At 25.1% G+C, this 16,257-nt stretch carries 10 protein-coding genes, 1 tRNA gene and 1 CRISPR repeat array; of the genes, 8 read left to right on the forward strand and 3 right to left on the reverse strand.

Annotation, left to right across the window (positions count from 1 at the left end):
* Window positions 1-11: 11 nt before the first annotated feature.
* Genes cas4 through cas2 form a run of 3 tightly spaced genes read left to right on the forward strand, consistent with a single transcriptional unit; the run spans window position 12 to window position 1,784 of the window.
* The gene (cas4, locus tag QOZ93_RS11660; RefSeq protein WP_307356658.1) at window positions 12-533 is read left to right on the forward strand and encodes a CRISPR-associated protein Cas4; all 522 of its coding nucleotides are present in this window, start codon (window positions 12-14) and stop codon (window positions 531-533) included.
* Window positions 533-1,516 (forward strand): type I-B CRISPR-associated endonuclease Cas1b, encoded by a 984-nt coding sequence (gene cas1b, locus QOZ93_RS11665; protein ID WP_307356660.1) that lies wholly within the window; start codon window positions 533-535, stop codon window positions 1,514-1,516. The genes cas4 and cas1b overlap by 1 nt, the downstream gene beginning before the upstream one ends.
* A gap of 4 nt (window positions 1,517-1,520) precedes the next feature.
* Window positions 1,521-1,784, forward strand: a complete 264-nt coding sequence (gene cas2, locus QOZ93_RS11670; RefSeq protein WP_307356662.1) for a CRISPR-associated endonuclease Cas2 — start codon at window positions 1,521-1,523, stop codon at window positions 1,782-1,784.
* A gap of 185 nt (window positions 1,785-1,969) precedes the next feature.
* A CRISPR array of direct repeats spans window positions 1,970-10,410; the repeat unit is 29 nt; unit sequence GTTTTATATTAACTATGTGGAATGTAAAT.
* 544 nt (window positions 10,411-10,954) lie between these two features.
* Here cas2 and QOZ93_RS11675 read toward each other — a convergent pair.
* On the reverse strand, window positions 10,955-11,305 hold the full coding sequence (locus QOZ93_RS11675) for a hypothetical protein (protein ID WP_307356664.1): 351 nt from the start codon (window positions 11,303-11,305) through the stop codon (window positions 10,955-10,957).
* Window positions 11,306-11,554: 249 nt separating this feature from the next.
* Between QOZ93_RS11675 and QOZ93_RS11680 the strand changes: the two genes are divergently transcribed.
* The 3 genes from QOZ93_RS11680 (at window position 11,555) to QOZ93_RS11690 (ending at window position 13,321) form a co-directional block, all read left to right on the forward strand.
* Window positions 11,555-11,629: transfer RNA gene (locus tag QOZ93_RS11680), tRNA-Glu, on the forward strand.
* 369 nt (window positions 11,630-11,998) lie between these two features.
* Window positions 11,999-12,658 (forward strand): hypothetical protein, encoded by a 660-nt coding sequence (locus QOZ93_RS11685; RefSeq protein ID WP_307356665.1) that lies wholly within the window; start codon window positions 11,999-12,001, stop codon window positions 12,656-12,658.
* A gap of 30 nt (window positions 12,659-12,688) precedes the next feature.
* Window positions 12,689-13,321: a class I SAM-dependent methyltransferase gene (locus QOZ93_RS11690; RefSeq protein ID WP_307356667.1), complete on the forward strand. Its 633-nt coding sequence runs from the start codon at window positions 12,689-12,691 to the stop codon at window positions 13,319-13,321.
* A 164-nt stretch (window positions 13,322-13,485) separates the two neighbouring features.
* On the opposite strand, the gene QOZ93_RS11695 is transcribed toward QOZ93_RS11690, so the two are convergent.
* Together QOZ93_RS11695 and QOZ93_RS11700 are read right to left on the reverse strand one after the other, a co-directional pair.
* Window positions 13,486-13,737 carry a spore coat protein gene (locus tag QOZ93_RS11695; RefSeq protein ID WP_307356669.1) on the reverse strand — a complete coding sequence of 84 codons (252 nt, stop codon included), beginning with the start codon at window positions 13,735-13,737 and terminating at the stop codon, window positions 13,486-13,488.
* 11 nt (window positions 13,738-13,748) lie between these two features.
* On the reverse strand, window positions 13,749-13,934 hold the full coding sequence (locus tag QOZ93_RS11700) for a hypothetical protein (RefSeq protein ID WP_307356671.1): 186 nt from the start codon (window positions 13,932-13,934) through the stop codon (window positions 13,749-13,751).
* A gap of 374 nt (window positions 13,935-14,308) precedes the next feature.
* Here QOZ93_RS11700 and QOZ93_RS11705 point away from each other — a divergent pair, with 374 nt between their 5' ends.
* Together QOZ93_RS11705 and cmk are read left to right on the forward strand one after the other, a co-directional pair.
* Window positions 14,309-15,532: a BaiN/RdsA family NAD(P)/FAD-dependent oxidoreductase gene (locus tag QOZ93_RS11705; protein WP_307356673.1), complete on the forward strand. Its 1,224-nt coding sequence runs from the start codon at window positions 14,309-14,311 to the stop codon at window positions 15,530-15,532.
* A 70-nt stretch (window positions 15,533-15,602) separates the two neighbouring features.
* Window positions 15,603-16,256: a (d)CMP kinase gene (cmk, locus tag QOZ93_RS11710; RefSeq protein ID WP_111942294.1), complete on the forward strand. Its 654-nt coding sequence runs from the start codon at window positions 15,603-15,605 to the stop codon at window positions 16,254-16,256.
* Window position 16,257: the final 1 nt, after the last annotated feature.

Consider the following 16,257-nt stretch of genomic DNA (forward strand, 5'->3'; position numbering starts at 1 on the left):
AGGTGATAATTATGGAATTTAAGTTAGAAAGATTTAAAACACAAGGTGTTAAAGTAAATTATTATTATGTGTGTAAGAGAAAACTTTGGTTATATTCAAAAGGAATTTCTCTTGAAGATAATAATGATAGAGTAATGAGTGGGAAAATCATTCATGAAAATTCTTATATGAGAAAGAAGAATAAGGAAGTTTTAATAGATGACATTTTAAGAATAGATATTTTGGATAAGGATTATGTAAGAGAAGTTAAAATAACTAGTAAAATGCCAGTACCAGATAAAATGCAACTTATGTATTATATTTTTTACTTAAAGGAAATAGGTATAAACAAAAAAGGTTGCATTAATTATGTAAAAGAGAAGAGGACAGAAGAGATAGAATTAAATTATGAAATGGAAAAAGAAATAAAGAATACACTAATAGATATAGATAGAATAATTAATGATAGCAAACCTCCTAAGTTAAAAAAATTACCATACTGCACTAAATGTGCTTATTATGAATTTTGTTTTGCAGGGGAGGAGGAAGAATAATGAGTAAAGATTATTATATTTTTAATAATGGAAGATTAAAAAGAAAAGATAATACTATTTATTTTATAACTGATGAAGGGATAAAAAGGCCGTTACCCATAGAACAAGTAGATAAACTTCATATATTTGGAGAAGTTGATTTAAATACAAAATTGCTTAATTATTTAGCTCAATATGGATTAATGCTTAATTTTTATAATTATTATGGATATTATTCAGGAACATATTATCCAAGAAAGAAAAATGTATCAGGATTTACTGTAGTAAATCAAGCAATGTATTATAATTTATATGATAAAAGGTTATATATGGCTAAATGTTTTATTGATAGTGCGGCACATCATATTTTAAGAAATTTAAGGAAATATAAGGAAGATACAAAAGAGTATGTTATGAGAATAGAAACGGAAAGAGGAAATATATTAAATGCAAATACTATCCAAGAATTAATGGGTGCTGAAGGTAGAATGAGAAAAATATATTATGAAGCTTTTAATGCTATACTAAAAAATGGATTTCAATTTGAAAGAAGAGAAAAAAGACCTCCTACAACACCGATAAATGCTGTAATTTCTTTTGGTAACAGTCTTATGTATACAGCAGTTTTAGGTGAATTATATAAGACACAATTGGATCCTACAATAAGTTTTCTACATGAACCTTCTAGCAAAAGATTCTCTTTAAGTTTAGATATAGCAGAAATTTTTAAACCATTAATAATAGATCCTATTATTTTTAGTCTAATAAATAATAGAAGGATAACTAATAAAGATTTTGAAATTGAAGAGGGAATTTGTTTTTTAAATGAAGAGGGAAAGAAAAAATTTGTTTCAGAATTAGAAAAAAAGTTTAATACAACAATAAAGCATAGAAAATTAAATAGAAAAGTATCCTATAGAATGTTTATAAGACTAGAATGTTATAAACTTATAAAACACTTTATTGGGGATGAAACATATAAACCTTTGAAAGCTTGGTGGTAATTCAATGTTTATTATTTTAACATATGATATAGAAGAAAAGAGGATAAATAGAGTAAGAAAAATTCTAAAAAAATATTTAACTTGGACTCAAAATTCTGTTTTTGAAGGTGAAATTACAGAAGGAAAACTTCATAAGTGTCTATCAGAAATAGGAAAATGTATAAATAAAAAAACAGATTCAGTCTATATTTATAGGGTTAAGAATAGCAGAAATATAACGAAAAATGTATTAGGTGTAGAAAAAAGTTTTGATGACTTATTTTTGTGATTTGCAGTAAAGCTAAAAAAATTAAAACTATATTCTATACGTTGATATATCAAGCGTAGAGAAGAATTATTTTAAAGTACAAAAAACACTATTGAAGGTTTACTGCAAAATTGCTTATTTAAGTAAAATCAATTATACTTAAAAAGTACGGTATATCAATGGGTTAAGTACTTTCTAATTTTAGGGTTTTATATTAACTATGTGGAATGTAAATATAAATTCCAATAATTTACCACTTTTGGTAAATATGGTTTTATATTAACTATGTGGAATGTAAATCTGGAATGTTGGAGAATAACAGGGTTTACAGATGAAGGTTTTATATTAACTATGTGGAATGTAAATTTGCTCATGTAGCAATGCTTAAGCCTTTAGAGGAGAGTTTTATATTAACTATGTGGAATGTAAATTTGTAGACCCACATAGGTTTGCTATGCACTACACTTGTTTTATATTAACTATGTGGAATGTAAATTATTTTTGGCATATTTTGTCAAATGTTGATGGTCTAGTTTTATATTAACTATGTGGAATGTAAATCAAGTTCATATTGCTAGCAAGAAATCGCAGACTATCGTTTTATATTAACTATGTGGAATGTAAATTTCAATGGACGGGGGATATCAACCAAGATAACGACCCGTTTTATATTAACTATGTGGAATGTAAATGTTAGAATATATTATTACGGATTAAATGAATTTTCTGTTTTATATTAACTATGTGGAATGTAAATTTGGTTATTGGAAAGCCTACAATTCTGTCAGCTTGTTTTATATTAACTATGTGGAATGTAAATAGAGTTCAAGGAGTTGGGGGCATACATGCTCATTACAGTTTTATATTAACTATGTGGAATGTAAATCAATCTTCATAGAACTCTCTGACAGTTTCCTCAATAGTTTTATATTAACTATGTGGAATGTAAATCTTTTTTGGACTTGATATCTACACGAATTGTACTACAGTTTTATATTAACTATGTGGAATGTAAATAGATATGAAGAAATAAAAAATTCACTAATAGCAGTAGTTTTATATTAACTATGTGGAATGTAAATCGGTTTTCGTTTTCTAATTTATCTACAACGTCTATACGTTTTATATTAACTATGTGGAATGTAAATTGTCGACTTGACAGTTAGAGTAGACTGGTTTACAGTGTTTTATATTAACTATGTGGAATGTAAATTTAGGAATATCGCAAATACCGCTATTTTTATAGTCTGGTTTTATATTAACTATGTGGAATGTAAATAATAATCTTCGTAGATTCTCCTTGTTACTTTTTAGATACGTTTTATATTAACTATGTGGAATGTAAATTAACCCAAAATTTATTGCAAAAATCAATTCTATCCAGTTTTATATTAACTATGTGGAATGTAAATATCGTTGTTATAATCTTTATATAATTTCTTAACATATGTTTTATATTAACTATGTGGAATGTAAATTATAGTTAAGTGCTTTTATTTTGTATGGCATCAATTAGTTTTATATTAACTATGTGGAATGTAAATATAACTGAATTAGTTGACTGGGACGTTGTGCATGTGCGTTTTATATTAACTATGTGGAATGTAAATCTTTTTGGTACATGGTAATGATTACATCTTTAGTAGGTTTTATATTAACTATGTGGAATGTAAATCTGTGTACTGCTTCATGCCGTTTATTGTTACGTTATACGTTTTATATTAACTATGTGGAATGTAAATTTTTCCCTTGCTGTTTGTATGGCAGTTACGGACGGTGTTTTATATTAACTATGTGGAATGTAAATTATTTTTGGCATATTTTGTCAAATGTTGACGGTCTAGTTTTATATTAACTATGTGGAATGTAAATCATATTTTTTGTCACTATTTGTCATTTAGTTCATCTACGTTTTATATTAACTATGTGGAATGTAAATATAAGAACAGGTGGGGAGAAATCATGTTGGTACGACAGTTTTATATTAACTATGTGGAATGTAAATTTGGAATGTTGGAGAATAACAGGGTTTACGGATGAAGGTTTTATATTAACTATGTGGAATGTAAATTTAGAATAAAAATATGTAGCAATAAAAAAATATTCCCGTTTTATATTAACTATGTGGAATGTAAATTTTTTTAATACTAAATAACATTTTAAAGTGTTGACAGTTTTATATTAACTATGTGGAATGTAAATAGGAAAAAGGCTTAGTAGATGAAATAATGTTTCAAAGTTTTATATTAACTATGTGGAATGTAAATGGGAATGAAGATATTATAAATTCAGCTAAATTTAAAAGTTTTATATTAACTATGTGGAATGTAAATAGAAGCTTTTGATAAAGCACAAGCACTATTGGAGAAGGTTTTATATTAACTATGTGGAATGTAAATTTTTGTAGAACTTCTATTTCAGTAATAGTTATTAACCGTTTTATATTAACTATGTGGAATGTAAATATTAATAAGAGTTCCCACATACCTCTTTATATAGTATGTTTTATATTAACTATGTGGAATGTAAATCCATCTTTAGGAGGAATTATGGCAGTTATTATAATCCGTTTTATATTAACTATGTGGAATGTAAATCTTTCTTAAAGGGGATGTGATTGTCGACAAATGGTTAGTTTTATATTAACTATGTGGAATGTAAATCATTATTCAAAATGCCAAGTCAATATAAACTTAAGTGTTTTATATTAACTATGTGGAATGTAAATTATTCCATTCTTTTACAGTTAGGCTACTGTTATATACGTTTTATATTAACTATGTGGAATGTAAATCTTGTATTTTGACAACGTTGAAATATATCATAATCGTGTTTTATATTAACTATGTGGAATGTAAATTATGTAGAACAAACCATATTATTTGCAGTAACTACTGTTTTATATTAACTATGTGGAATGTAAATTCTATTTCCATCTCTAACATCTCTATTTGAGTTTTGGTTTTATATTAACTATGTGGAATGTAAATTGAGGTGGGGGCAACACAAGGTATTAGTCATGTAGCGTTTTATATTAACTATGTGGAATGTAAATTCTATATAAGCACCACCCAAGCCCCATTTATCCAAAGTTTTATATTAACTATGTGGAATGTAAATGTAGATATAGTATGTAATATAGAGTCATTGGAGTATGTTTTATATTAACTATGTGGAATGTAAATGAATATGTAGGAAATCGAAGATATATTTAGTTAATCGTTTTATATTAACTATGTGGAATGTAAATACGTATGTCAAGTGTGCCAAGTTGCTCATTCAACGCTAGTTTTATATTAACTATGTGGAATGTAAATTTATAAAATTCCAACTTAATTATCTGTTTTTTGATATGTTTTATATTAACTATGTGGAATGTAAATTGACACTACACTTTATTAGTTATTGTTTGTATTCAAGGTTTTATATTAACTATGTGGAATGTAAATACATCATAATTAACCCACTAAATTGGGATAATTTTGGTTTTATATTAACTATGTGGAATGTAAATTTGCTCATGTAGCAATGCTTAAGCCTTTAGAGGAGAGTTTTATATTAACTATGTGGAATGTAAATCTCTTTTGGAGGTGGGATTTTACTATATATGATACCCGTTTTATATTAACTATGTGGAATGTAAATCTATTACATCATAGTAGTATGTATCTTCATTGCATACTGTTTTATATTAACTATGTGGAATGTAAATCTTAGGTAGACTACTACCAGTTATTTCCAACAATATTGTTTTATATTAACTATGTGGAATGTAAATAAAAGGTACAGAATGGATATCCCTTTAGTGCCGGATAGTTTTATATTAACTATGTGGAATGTAAATCATGTTGAGTATGACGCAGTAATTCACCTACATTATAGTTTTATATTAACTATGTGGAATGTAAATCTAAAGAATCCTTTTATAGATGTATTAAACTGTTTTCGTTTTATATTAACTATGTGGAATGTAAATCCAAATGCGACAAGTCTACGATTTTTCAAAGCATAATGTTTTATATTAACTATGTGGAATGTAAATTCTTTTTTGTTTGCTTTCTTTTTTACTTTTTTCTTAGTTTTATATTAACTATGTGGAATGTAAATACAGATAAATAAAGAAAAACAATTTTATATCATGTCAGTTTTATATTAACTATGTGGAATGTAAATAACAAACAAAATATGCATCTAGTAGTATAAAAAAAACGTTTTATATTAACTATGTGGAATGTAAATCCAACACACCTCCCTTCTTCCTTATTGTGCATTGGTTTTATATTAACTATGTGGAATGTAAATGTGGTATATGTATATAGTAGTTGGGGTATGGGGACTTGGTTTTATATTAACTATGTGGAATGTAAATTGTTTATACTTATTACTACCTTTACATACTTTTATAGTTTTATATTAACTATGTGGAATGTAAATATTTTGTAATTGTAAAACTTACATAAAACATAATACCGTTTTATATTAACTATGTGGAATGTAAATGTATTAATAATAATTGCTTTCTCTGCATCAAACATTGTTTTATATTAACTATGTGGAATGTAAATATGAAATTTTCAGTTAGTAGAAATAAGATTTACACGTTTTATATTAACTATGTGGAATGTAAATCGTATTACAATAGGTGGTCTATCTGTGTATTCTATGGTTTTATATTAACTATGTGGAATGTAAATGCTAGTATTGTTAGCTATTAACTTCTCTTGGTACTCGTTTTATATTAACTATGTGGAATGTAAATAATTTAGAGAAACTATCTAGCGTACATGGACGTCTCGTTTTATATTAACTATGTGGAATGTAAATAATAAGAATAGTAGAATAGCAATTTCAAAAGCATTTCGTTTTATATTAACTATGTGGAATGTAAATTTACAAACATTGAATAACCAATCCAATCTACAAATATGTTTTATATTAACTATGTGGAATGTAAATATAATAAGATACTTCTTTAATTTATTAATTTAAGTAAGTTTTATATTAACTATGTGGAATGTAAATTCTAAATTATATATTTCTGAAACAACTAATTCTTCTGTTTTATATTAACTATGTGGAATGTAAATTGCTTAATGTTATATCTTTGTCTATATTAAATTGTTCGTTTTATATTAACTATGTGGAATGTAAATATTCACAGAGCAACTGCTTATAGAATAATAAGAAAAGTTTTATATTAACTATGTGGAATGTAAATTTAATAACAATTAAAAAATTTTAAACTTCTTCATCTTGTTTTATATTAACTATGTGGAATGTAAATTTAGAAGGCACATGAAATTTTAAAGCAATATTTTCTAGTTTTATATTAACTATGTGGAATGTAAATATATTAAAAATTAGTTCTCTTTATCTTATATTTAGTAGTTTTATATTAACTATGTGGAATGTAAATATTTTTTAATTTGATAACTGTATGGTACTATTTTTCGTTTTATATTAACTATGTGGAATGTAAATTTTTAAAAATAAATATAAAAAAATAAACTCTTAAAAAGTTTTATATTAACTATGTGGAATGTAAATTAGCATATTTGGTAACTCTATCTATCACATAGAATCACGTTTTATATTAACTATGTGGAATGTAAATTAATTTTTCAAGCAAATCTGTTAATTTTTAAAAATTGTTTTATATTAACTATGTGGAATGTAAATTTGTAACATTCCTTCAAAAGAAGAAGCAGAAGATATTGTTTTATATTAACTATGTGGAATGTAAATATTGATTTTAAATGATTTTATATATTAAAAACAATAAGTTTTATATTAACTATGTGGAATGTAAATTTGTATAATGAGTAATTCTAAGTTGCATAAACCTATCGTTTTATATTAACTATGTGGAATGTAAATATTAAATGGATAAGATGTATAAAAAATTCTATTATTGTTTTATATTAACTATGTGGAATGTAAATTTTTCTTTAAGTTCTGAAATATATCTTTGAATTGTTCGTTTTATATTAACTATGTGGAATGTAAATGGAAGTAATATTAAATTTACTAAGTCTTTAAAAGAAGGGTTTTATATTAACTATGTGGAATGTAAATATCCCCTTCTTTTCTATAAAGACCTACCTTATCACCTGTTTTATATTAACTATGTGGAATGTAAATTTACGTTTACAAATCCTTGGGTTTTAGGTTTTGGAAAGGTTTTATATTAACTATGTGGAATGTAAATACGTATGTGGGTAAGAGGAACAGGCTATGTAGATTAGGTTTTATATTAACTATGTGGAATGTAAATTTGTGCTTCTTCATCTTCTGATGTAAAATGTGGTACTCGTTTTATATTAACTATGTGGAATGTAAATAAGCTAAAAGTATGTTAATCGAAGTATGTTTTGTAGGTTTTATATTAACTATGTGGAATGTAAATATTAAACAAGATTAGAAGGGAGAATAAGAAATGCCAAGTTTTATATTAACTATGTGGAATGTAAATATGCAACAGGAAGTAAAGGAAGTTTTAAATAACTCTGTTTTATATTAACTATGTGGAATGTAAATTATTTTTTCTTTCTAATCTTACTTTATTTGTTGAAATGTTTTATATTAACTATGTGGAATGTAAATTTTTTCATAATATTCATTACAATATTCAGTTAACTTGTTTTATATTAACTATGTGGAATGTAAATCTTGCTGCTAAAGCATCTATAGTTATTGTTACGTTTTGTTTTATATTAACTATGTGGAATGTAAATCAAAATTGATATTAAGACTATATTATATAAAAATAGGTTTTATATTAACTATGTGGAATGTAAATCATAACAATTACCCTAAATCAATCGTTTTACATCATGTTTTATATTAACTATGTGGAATGTAAATCTGCATGAGTCGAAAAATATTCTTGATTATTAGGTAAGTTTTATATTAACTATGTGGAATGTAAATTTTACACTCTGTAATGATTTTTGAATTTTTCTTCTTCTGTTTTATATTAACTATGTGGAATGTAAATTCTTCTTCTATACTTGCATTTATAACGCTTTCTATAGTTTTATATTAACTATGTGGAATGTAAATTTAGATAACAGATACTCTTGTAAAGTAGGATATTCTAGTTTTATATTAACTATGTGGAATGTAAATTAGTATCTTTCTACTCTATTATGAAATTCTTCAACGTTTTATATTAACTATGTGGAATGTAAATGTATTTAAAAGTAAAATTATAATACATTTATTTCTTAGTTTTATATTAACTATGTGGAATGTAAATTGGTTTAAATTTATCTGGGTAAATTGCATTTATTAAAGTTTTATATTAACTATGTGGAATGTAAATAGCTTATGAACTAATAGTTGGAGAATATGCTATTAAGGTTTTATATTAACTATGTGGAATGTAAATAAAGATAATCCAAGAGTAGATTTATTACTAGATTTGCGTTTTATATTAACTATGTGGAATGTAAATATGGAAAGTCCTAATTCTCTAAGTTATTTAGAACCAAGTTTTATATTAACTATGTGGAATGTAAATTATTTATAAAAATAGGCAATAAAAAAAGACTTATAAGTTTTATATTAACTATGTGGAATGTAAATCTAATAAATAATGATCTTGAAATAAATAATGATTTAGGTTTTATATTAACTATGTGGAATGTAAATTTACAAGAAGTAAGAAGTGGACCTATAACTCATGCGTTTTATATTAACTATGTGGAATGTAAATTTTTTTTGTGCATATTCAAGCAATCTTTCTTTTACTAGTTTTATATTAACTATGTGGAATGTAAATTACTGTTGGACAGGAAACACCTGGTATGCTGCAGATTGTTTTATATTAACTATGTGGAATGTAAATATAATAATTGTTTCTCCATCTGTGACTACAGGTACTGGTTTTATATTAACTATGTGGAATGTAAATTTAAATCTTGAAGTTGCAACTCTACTCTCGGATAATCGTTTTATATTAACTATGTGGAATGTAAATAGTTTCTATTAATTGTATGTCGAATACTGTCTTATGTGTTTTATATTAACTATGTGGAATGTAAATTTTATTATCTTGATATAGTTCTCTATTGTTCAGGGCGGGTTTTATATTAACTATGTGGAATGTAAATATAGAAGAATAGTTCTTGCTTATATATGAGTTATCTAGTTTTATATTAACTATGTGGAATGTAAATTGAAGCTATGAGTGCGTTTGAGGGATATAAATTTAAGTTTTATATTAACTGTGTGGAATGTAAATTAATCAACTACAACATCACCATCATCAGTTATTATTGTTTTATATTAACTATGTGGAATGTAAATTTAAATTTAAATTCTATATCACTCATTCTCTTCACCGTTTTATATTAACTATGTGGAATGTAAATTCATAGCTTTTGCTATAGCAGTATAAAGCAATATTCTGTTTTATATTAACTATGTGGAATGTAAATACGAAATGGATATTCATACTTATATGTTAGAGCATAAGTTTTATATTAAATATGAGGAATATAAATATACAAATAGAGAAATAATAAAAAATAAAAAATAAGTTAAAAGCTTTTATATTATAACTATGTGGAATGTAAATGTTGAATATTAACAAGATATGTATTTAAATAAATATCCTTTTATATTAACTATGTGGAATATAAATTTTAAATACCAACAAGAGTTTATTTAAATCTAATATTTTTATAAATTTCTTTGCTGAACATTACTTCAATATTAACTTAAATGAAATAATATGCTGTTTACAAAATATGATATTATTGAGTTAATTTTAAAATAAAACATGTAGTTAACAGGAGGTAAATATTCAATGAAAAAGATTCAAGATCTACTTATATGTTTTTTATGTAAATAAAAATTATGAGAAAATTTACAATGTAATAAATGTAAAAATAAAGCTTCTTATGGGCACGGTGTTTTTAATGTTATTTCTGAAAAATTATTAGGTAATCAAGAAATATTTTGGAATATAACAGATGATATGATTGAAAACTATACAGATGTTGTAAAATACAAAAATAAGCAAAATAAATAAATTAAAGAGTATGATACATATAAAAAATAAATAAGAAAAAATGTGTATGTATAAGTGTAAAAATACAATTAATCGATTTTTATAGTAAAAAAGAGTTGTGTCAAAATATTTTTCTTTTGTCACAGCTCTTTTATTATTTATAAATATAAAAAAGTTAACATAATTCCATTTTACTTTTATCTAGTTCAATAGTTATTTTTTTACTATTTAGCTCTTGAATTTGTTTCTGATATTTTTTCTTAAATAAACTTGTTTCACTTTTTTTATCTAAATCCGTAATAATTTTAGCAATAACCATATTCTTTAATTCTTCATCAGATAAGTTACATAGGTATTTTAATTTATTTTTTGCGTTGTTAATATCGTAGTTAAAGTTTATAAACATTAAGGTAATAGTATGATATATAGGATTAAGCTTTGAGTATTTACGATAAATAATTTCATAGTCTAAGCAATCTATATTTAATGATTTGTCATTTACTTTTAATTTGCAATATAGTTTCATAAGTATGTTCCTTTCCGCTTATTTATTTTTTCTACATTTTTAATAACATAACTAAGTTATATATTATATCGGAAGTTTTACTTGTTAGTATAAATAAAATATCACAAAAATTTATCGGAAATTAAAACCATTAAGTTAAAGTGAATATAGCATAAACCAATAATTAACCAAAAATGTATTTATTTTTTCAATTAGACTTTTTGAGGAAATAGTAATATAATAATAAATGTTCCAAATAATAAAAAATATGGCTCCTTGGTCAAGCGGTTAAGACATTACCCTCTCACGGTAGTATCAGGGGTTCGAATCCCCTAGGAGTCACCAAAACTTTTAAAACGTTGCAATCACTTAGGTTGTAGCGTTTTTTTGTTGTGAAAATAGTATTAATTTATTTCAAACTATTCTTAATATTAAAAACATCGTATTATTCAAAAGAATATACGGTGTTTTTTTACGATAATTAGAGAGTCGTTAGGTAATTAAAGTTAATATGGATTTTTTAAGATTAACGAATGTGCTATATAATGATTTATTTATATTTGATAAGATCTTAAAAAAGCTATAATAAACCATTCAATGATAGATAAGTATATATATGTATGGTTATATTTAGAAAATATGATATAATCAGTTTATAATAGTAACAAATTTACAAAAAAGGTCATTATCAATATTAAAGGGGAGAATATAGAGGTGGAAGGGAAACATACTAAGGGTTTAGATTTTCTATATCTAGGACTATATGCCTTTGCGGGATTAGGCTTAGAATTGGTATTATATAATTTTATTGAACCAGTATTATATGGAAAAAACATAACTCAATTTACAACTTTACAAAATATATTACATTGGATAATTACCTGTGCTATATGGGGCATCATGGCAAAAGTCCTAGTTTGTATATCAAAGACGAAATATGAATTTGATATTTTTACAAATAAAGATAAAATAGAAAAAATAAATTGGGTTATTGCTTTAATTATTTTGGGCATTTCTATAATAGTTAGTAATTGGGAGTGGAATGGATTTAAGATTTTAATTGAATTTAGAAATAATAGTTGGTTGAAATTTATATTTCAATATATTTATTATTTTTTTGAAGCTATGCTTGTTTTGTTGATTATAGTATTTGGACAAAGAGCAGGAGAATTACAATTTAAAAATAGCAAACTTCCTTGGGGTGGTTTTCTTTTAGGCTTAACATGGGGTTTAGTGCATATGTTAACAAAAGGTAATTTAATGATCGGTTTAATGTTATGCATAATGAGTGTATTATATGGTATTGCATATATTACTATGAAGAAGAATATTTATAGTGCTTATGTATTGATATTTTTAATGTTTGTGTTATAACAATGAAAGTAGTATTAAGAGGGGGAATATATGAAAGAAAATAAAGATATTTTTAAAGAAAACTCAAAAAAATATTTTGATAAAGAAGCCTCATATTATGATAACAGTCATGATGGAAAGTTTGTAAAAGTTATGTACGATGAAATTCTTAATAGGATAAATAATATTAATCCAAAATCTTTATTAGATCTTGGTTGTGGCACAGGTAATATACTATTAAAATTATCTCAAAATAAAAATATGAAGTTATATGGATTAGATATTTCAGAAAAAATGATTAAGGTGGCTAATGATAATCTTAATGGTAAAGCAGAATTAAAAGTTGGTGATTCAGAATTTATACCATGGGAAAGTAATAGTTTTGAGGTTGTTGTATGTAATGCATCATTCCATCATTATCCTAATCCAGAGAAAGTGTTATTAGAAATAAAAAGGGTATTAAAACAAAATGGAATATTAATTCTTGGTGACCCTACTGTACCATTAGTTTTAAGACAAATATTAAATTTATTTTGCAAAATAAGCAATGGCGGGGATTATAGAGTGTATTCGGAACAAGAAATTAAAGATCTTTTAATAACATGTGGATTTAAGCCTCTTAATTTTAAAAAAATAAATTATAAAAGTTTTGCTATTGATGCAAAGGTTACAAAAATGTTGTAAATAATTATATGTAAATTTAGAAAATGTAATAAGTTCGAAGAATTAAGTGAAAGTGACTGGAGATCAGCTATGAAATGGTTAGAAAAGAGATAATAAGAATTATGACAGAAATAAAAGGTAGTTACATTTATATATAGCTACCTTTTATTTTTTTATTTATTAAGCTATTTATTTGTAGTTAATTCAGATTTAACTGTACTTATTTGAGTTTGAGTTGCTGCTTCTGCAGGTTTATAGAATCCTTTTTGTTTAGCCATTTGATAAATTTTATATTGTCTATTTTCATCTTGATCTCTCATTAATTGAAATTGTTGACGAAGTTCTTGATTATCAGTTTGTGCTATAACACTAGCATAACCTGATAAACTACTATTAATAGTACTTAAATAGTCGTTTAACATACTTTTTTCTTGCATTATAATACCTCCTATTTTAAGAAATTCATTAATTTTTCTTTACTATTTCTTGCTTCTTGAGCATCACATTTAAAAACATTACATAATTCTGTATCAGTACATTGTTTTGCATAATCGTCTAATTTATTAGCTATTGTTTCATGTGAGCCAATAAGATGACGAAGATTTTGTAATTCTAATTGACTTAAGTTTGTCATATTAAACCTCCTAAAATTATATTTACTATTATTATTTCAATTAAAAATAAAGTTATACAAACTAATATATAGACTAATTTCTATATTTAAGTAATTTAGAATTAAAATAGAATAATTTATAAAGAACTGTATTATTTAGAAATTAATAAGCAGTATTTTTAAGGTCTAATTATTAAGAACAAAATAGTCAATTGCGACATGAATTTAATTAAAACTAGGTTTTAAACATACTTTTACATGGATTTACAAAATATAAAGAAAAGTTAACATATAATACGAATAATAATGTAGACAAAAAAGTTAAATACAAATATACTAGGTTTATGTGAAATTTTTTTTGGAAATTTTGCTTAAAAAAAGGTAGGTGCTTAGATTTGGACAAAAAAGTAATAATTATTGGTGGTGGACCAGCTGGAATGATGGCTGCTATTGCTGCTAGTAAAAGCAATTCTGTAATTTTAATTGAAAAGAATGAAAAACTAGGTAAAAAATTATTTATTACAGGAAAAGGTAGATGTAATGTAACAAATAATAAAGATATATCAGAGTTTTTTGATTATATACCTTGTAACCCTAATTTCTTATATAGCTCATTTTATACTTTTACTAATGAGAATGTTAAGGAATTCTTTGAGGGGTGTGGAGTTAAACTAAAGGTTGAAAGAGGAGATAGAATTTTCCCAGAAAGTGATAAATCTTCCGACATCATAAAAGCTCTACAAAATAAATTATACGAAAACAAAGTAAAGGTCATGTTAAACACTAAAGTAAGTGACATTATAAGAGAAGGCGATGTAATTACAGGATTAAAATTAGAGGATGGTTCCATAATTAAAGGAGATCATTATATTATTTGTACAGGAGGAGCTTCATATCCTCAAACAGGTTCTACAGGTGATGGTTATGATTTTTCAAAGGAACTTGGGCATACTGTAACTAATATTAAACCTTCCTTAGTACCTATGGTTGCTAAAGAAGAATGGATAAAAGAATTACAAGGCTTATCTCTTAAAAACATAGAGATTAAATTTATGCAAAATAAGAAAGTGGTTTATAAAGAATTTGGAGAAATGCTCTTTACTCACTTTGGAATTTCAGGTCCTGTAGTTTTAAGTGCCAGTGCTAAGATACCAGAAGGAAAGATTAAGGACATGAAAGCCTTTATAAATTTAAAACCTGCTTTAAGTGAGGAAGAATTAGATAAACGTCTTCAAAAAGACTTTAAAAAATACACTAATAAGGATTTTAAAAATTGTTTAGGAGATTTACTGCCAAGTAAACTTATAGACATTATAATTGAATTATCTAATATAGATTCACATAAAAAAGTAAACCTAATTACAAAAGAAGAGAGAAAAAGATTAGGAGAATTAATTAGTAATTTTGAATTAAATATTACAGGGTATAGACCTATTGCAGAAGCTATTATAACTTCAGGAGGAGTAAAAACAAAAGAAATAGATCCTTCTACTATGAAGTCAAAAGTAATAGAAAACTTATCTTTTGCAGGAGAACTAATTGATATACATGGTTTTACTGGGGGATATAATCTTCAAATAGCATTTTCAACAGGATATGTAGCAGGTAGCAGTATATAATTTATATTGGAGGAATTTTATTAATAATATAGAATATAAATATATACTATAAGGAAAGGCGTGAAAAATATTGAAATATAATGTTGCAATAGATGGACCAGCAGGAGCAGGAAAGAGCACCATTGCTAAACTTTTAGGTAAAAGATTAGATTTAATGTATATAAACACAGGAGCTATGTATAGAGCTATAGCTATGAGAGCATTAGAAAATAATATTAGTGAAACTGATGATGAAAACTTAAAAGAATTAATAGATAAGACCGATATTAGTTTTGAAGGCGATCATTTAATATTAAATGGGGAAAATGTTCAAGATAAAATAACAACACCATACATAAGTAATAATGTATCAAAGTATGCTGCTAATAAATGTGTTCGTGAAAGATTGGTTAAGTTACAACAAAAAATTGCTGAAAATTATAATGTAATAATGGATGGAAGAGACATTGGTACTGTAGTTTTAAAGGATGCTCCTTATAAATTCTTCTTAACAGCATCTGCAGAAGAAAGAGCTAATAGAAGATATAAAGAGTTTCTAAGTAAAAATATAGAAGTTTCTTTCGATGAAATCCTAAAAGATATAATTGAAAGAGACAATTATGATACTACAAGAGAAGTTGATCCATTGAGAATGGCAGAAGATGCTATAGAAATTAATTCTACTGGAAAAACTATAGAAGAAGTAATTAATGAAATGGAACAACATATAGCAAAGGAGGCTTAAA

The organism is Hathewaya limosa, assembly GCF_030815255.1.
In the GTDB taxonomy this organism is placed as follows: domain Bacteria; phylum Bacillota; class Clostridia; order Clostridiales; family Clostridiaceae; genus Hathewaya; species Hathewaya limosa.

Coding starts and splice junctions, on each gene's coding strand:
- QOZ93_RS11675 (WP_307356664.1), bottom strand. CDS start 11,305: ATGAAACTATATTGCAAATTAAAAGTAAATGACAAATCATTAAATATA.
- cas1b (WP_307356660.1), top strand. CDS start 533: ATGAGTAAAGATTATTATATTTTTAATAATGGAAGATTAAAAAGAAAA.
- QOZ93_RS11690 (WP_307356667.1), top strand. CDS start 12,689: ATGAAAGAAAATAAAGATATTTTTAAAGAAAACTCAAAAAAATATTTT.
- QOZ93_RS11700 (WP_307356671.1), bottom strand. CDS start 13,934: ATGACAAACTTAAGTCAATTAGAATTACAAAATCTTCGTCATCTTATT.
- cas2 (WP_307356662.1), top strand. CDS start 1,521: ATGTTTATTATTTTAACATATGATATAGAAGAAAAGAGGATAAATAGA.
- QOZ93_RS11695 (WP_307356669.1), bottom strand. CDS start 13,737: ATGCAAGAAAAAAGTATGTTAAACGACTATTTAAGTACTATTAATAGT.
- cas4 (WP_307356658.1), top strand. CDS start 12: ATGGAATTTAAGTTAGAAAGATTTAAAACACAAGGTGTTAAAGTAAAT.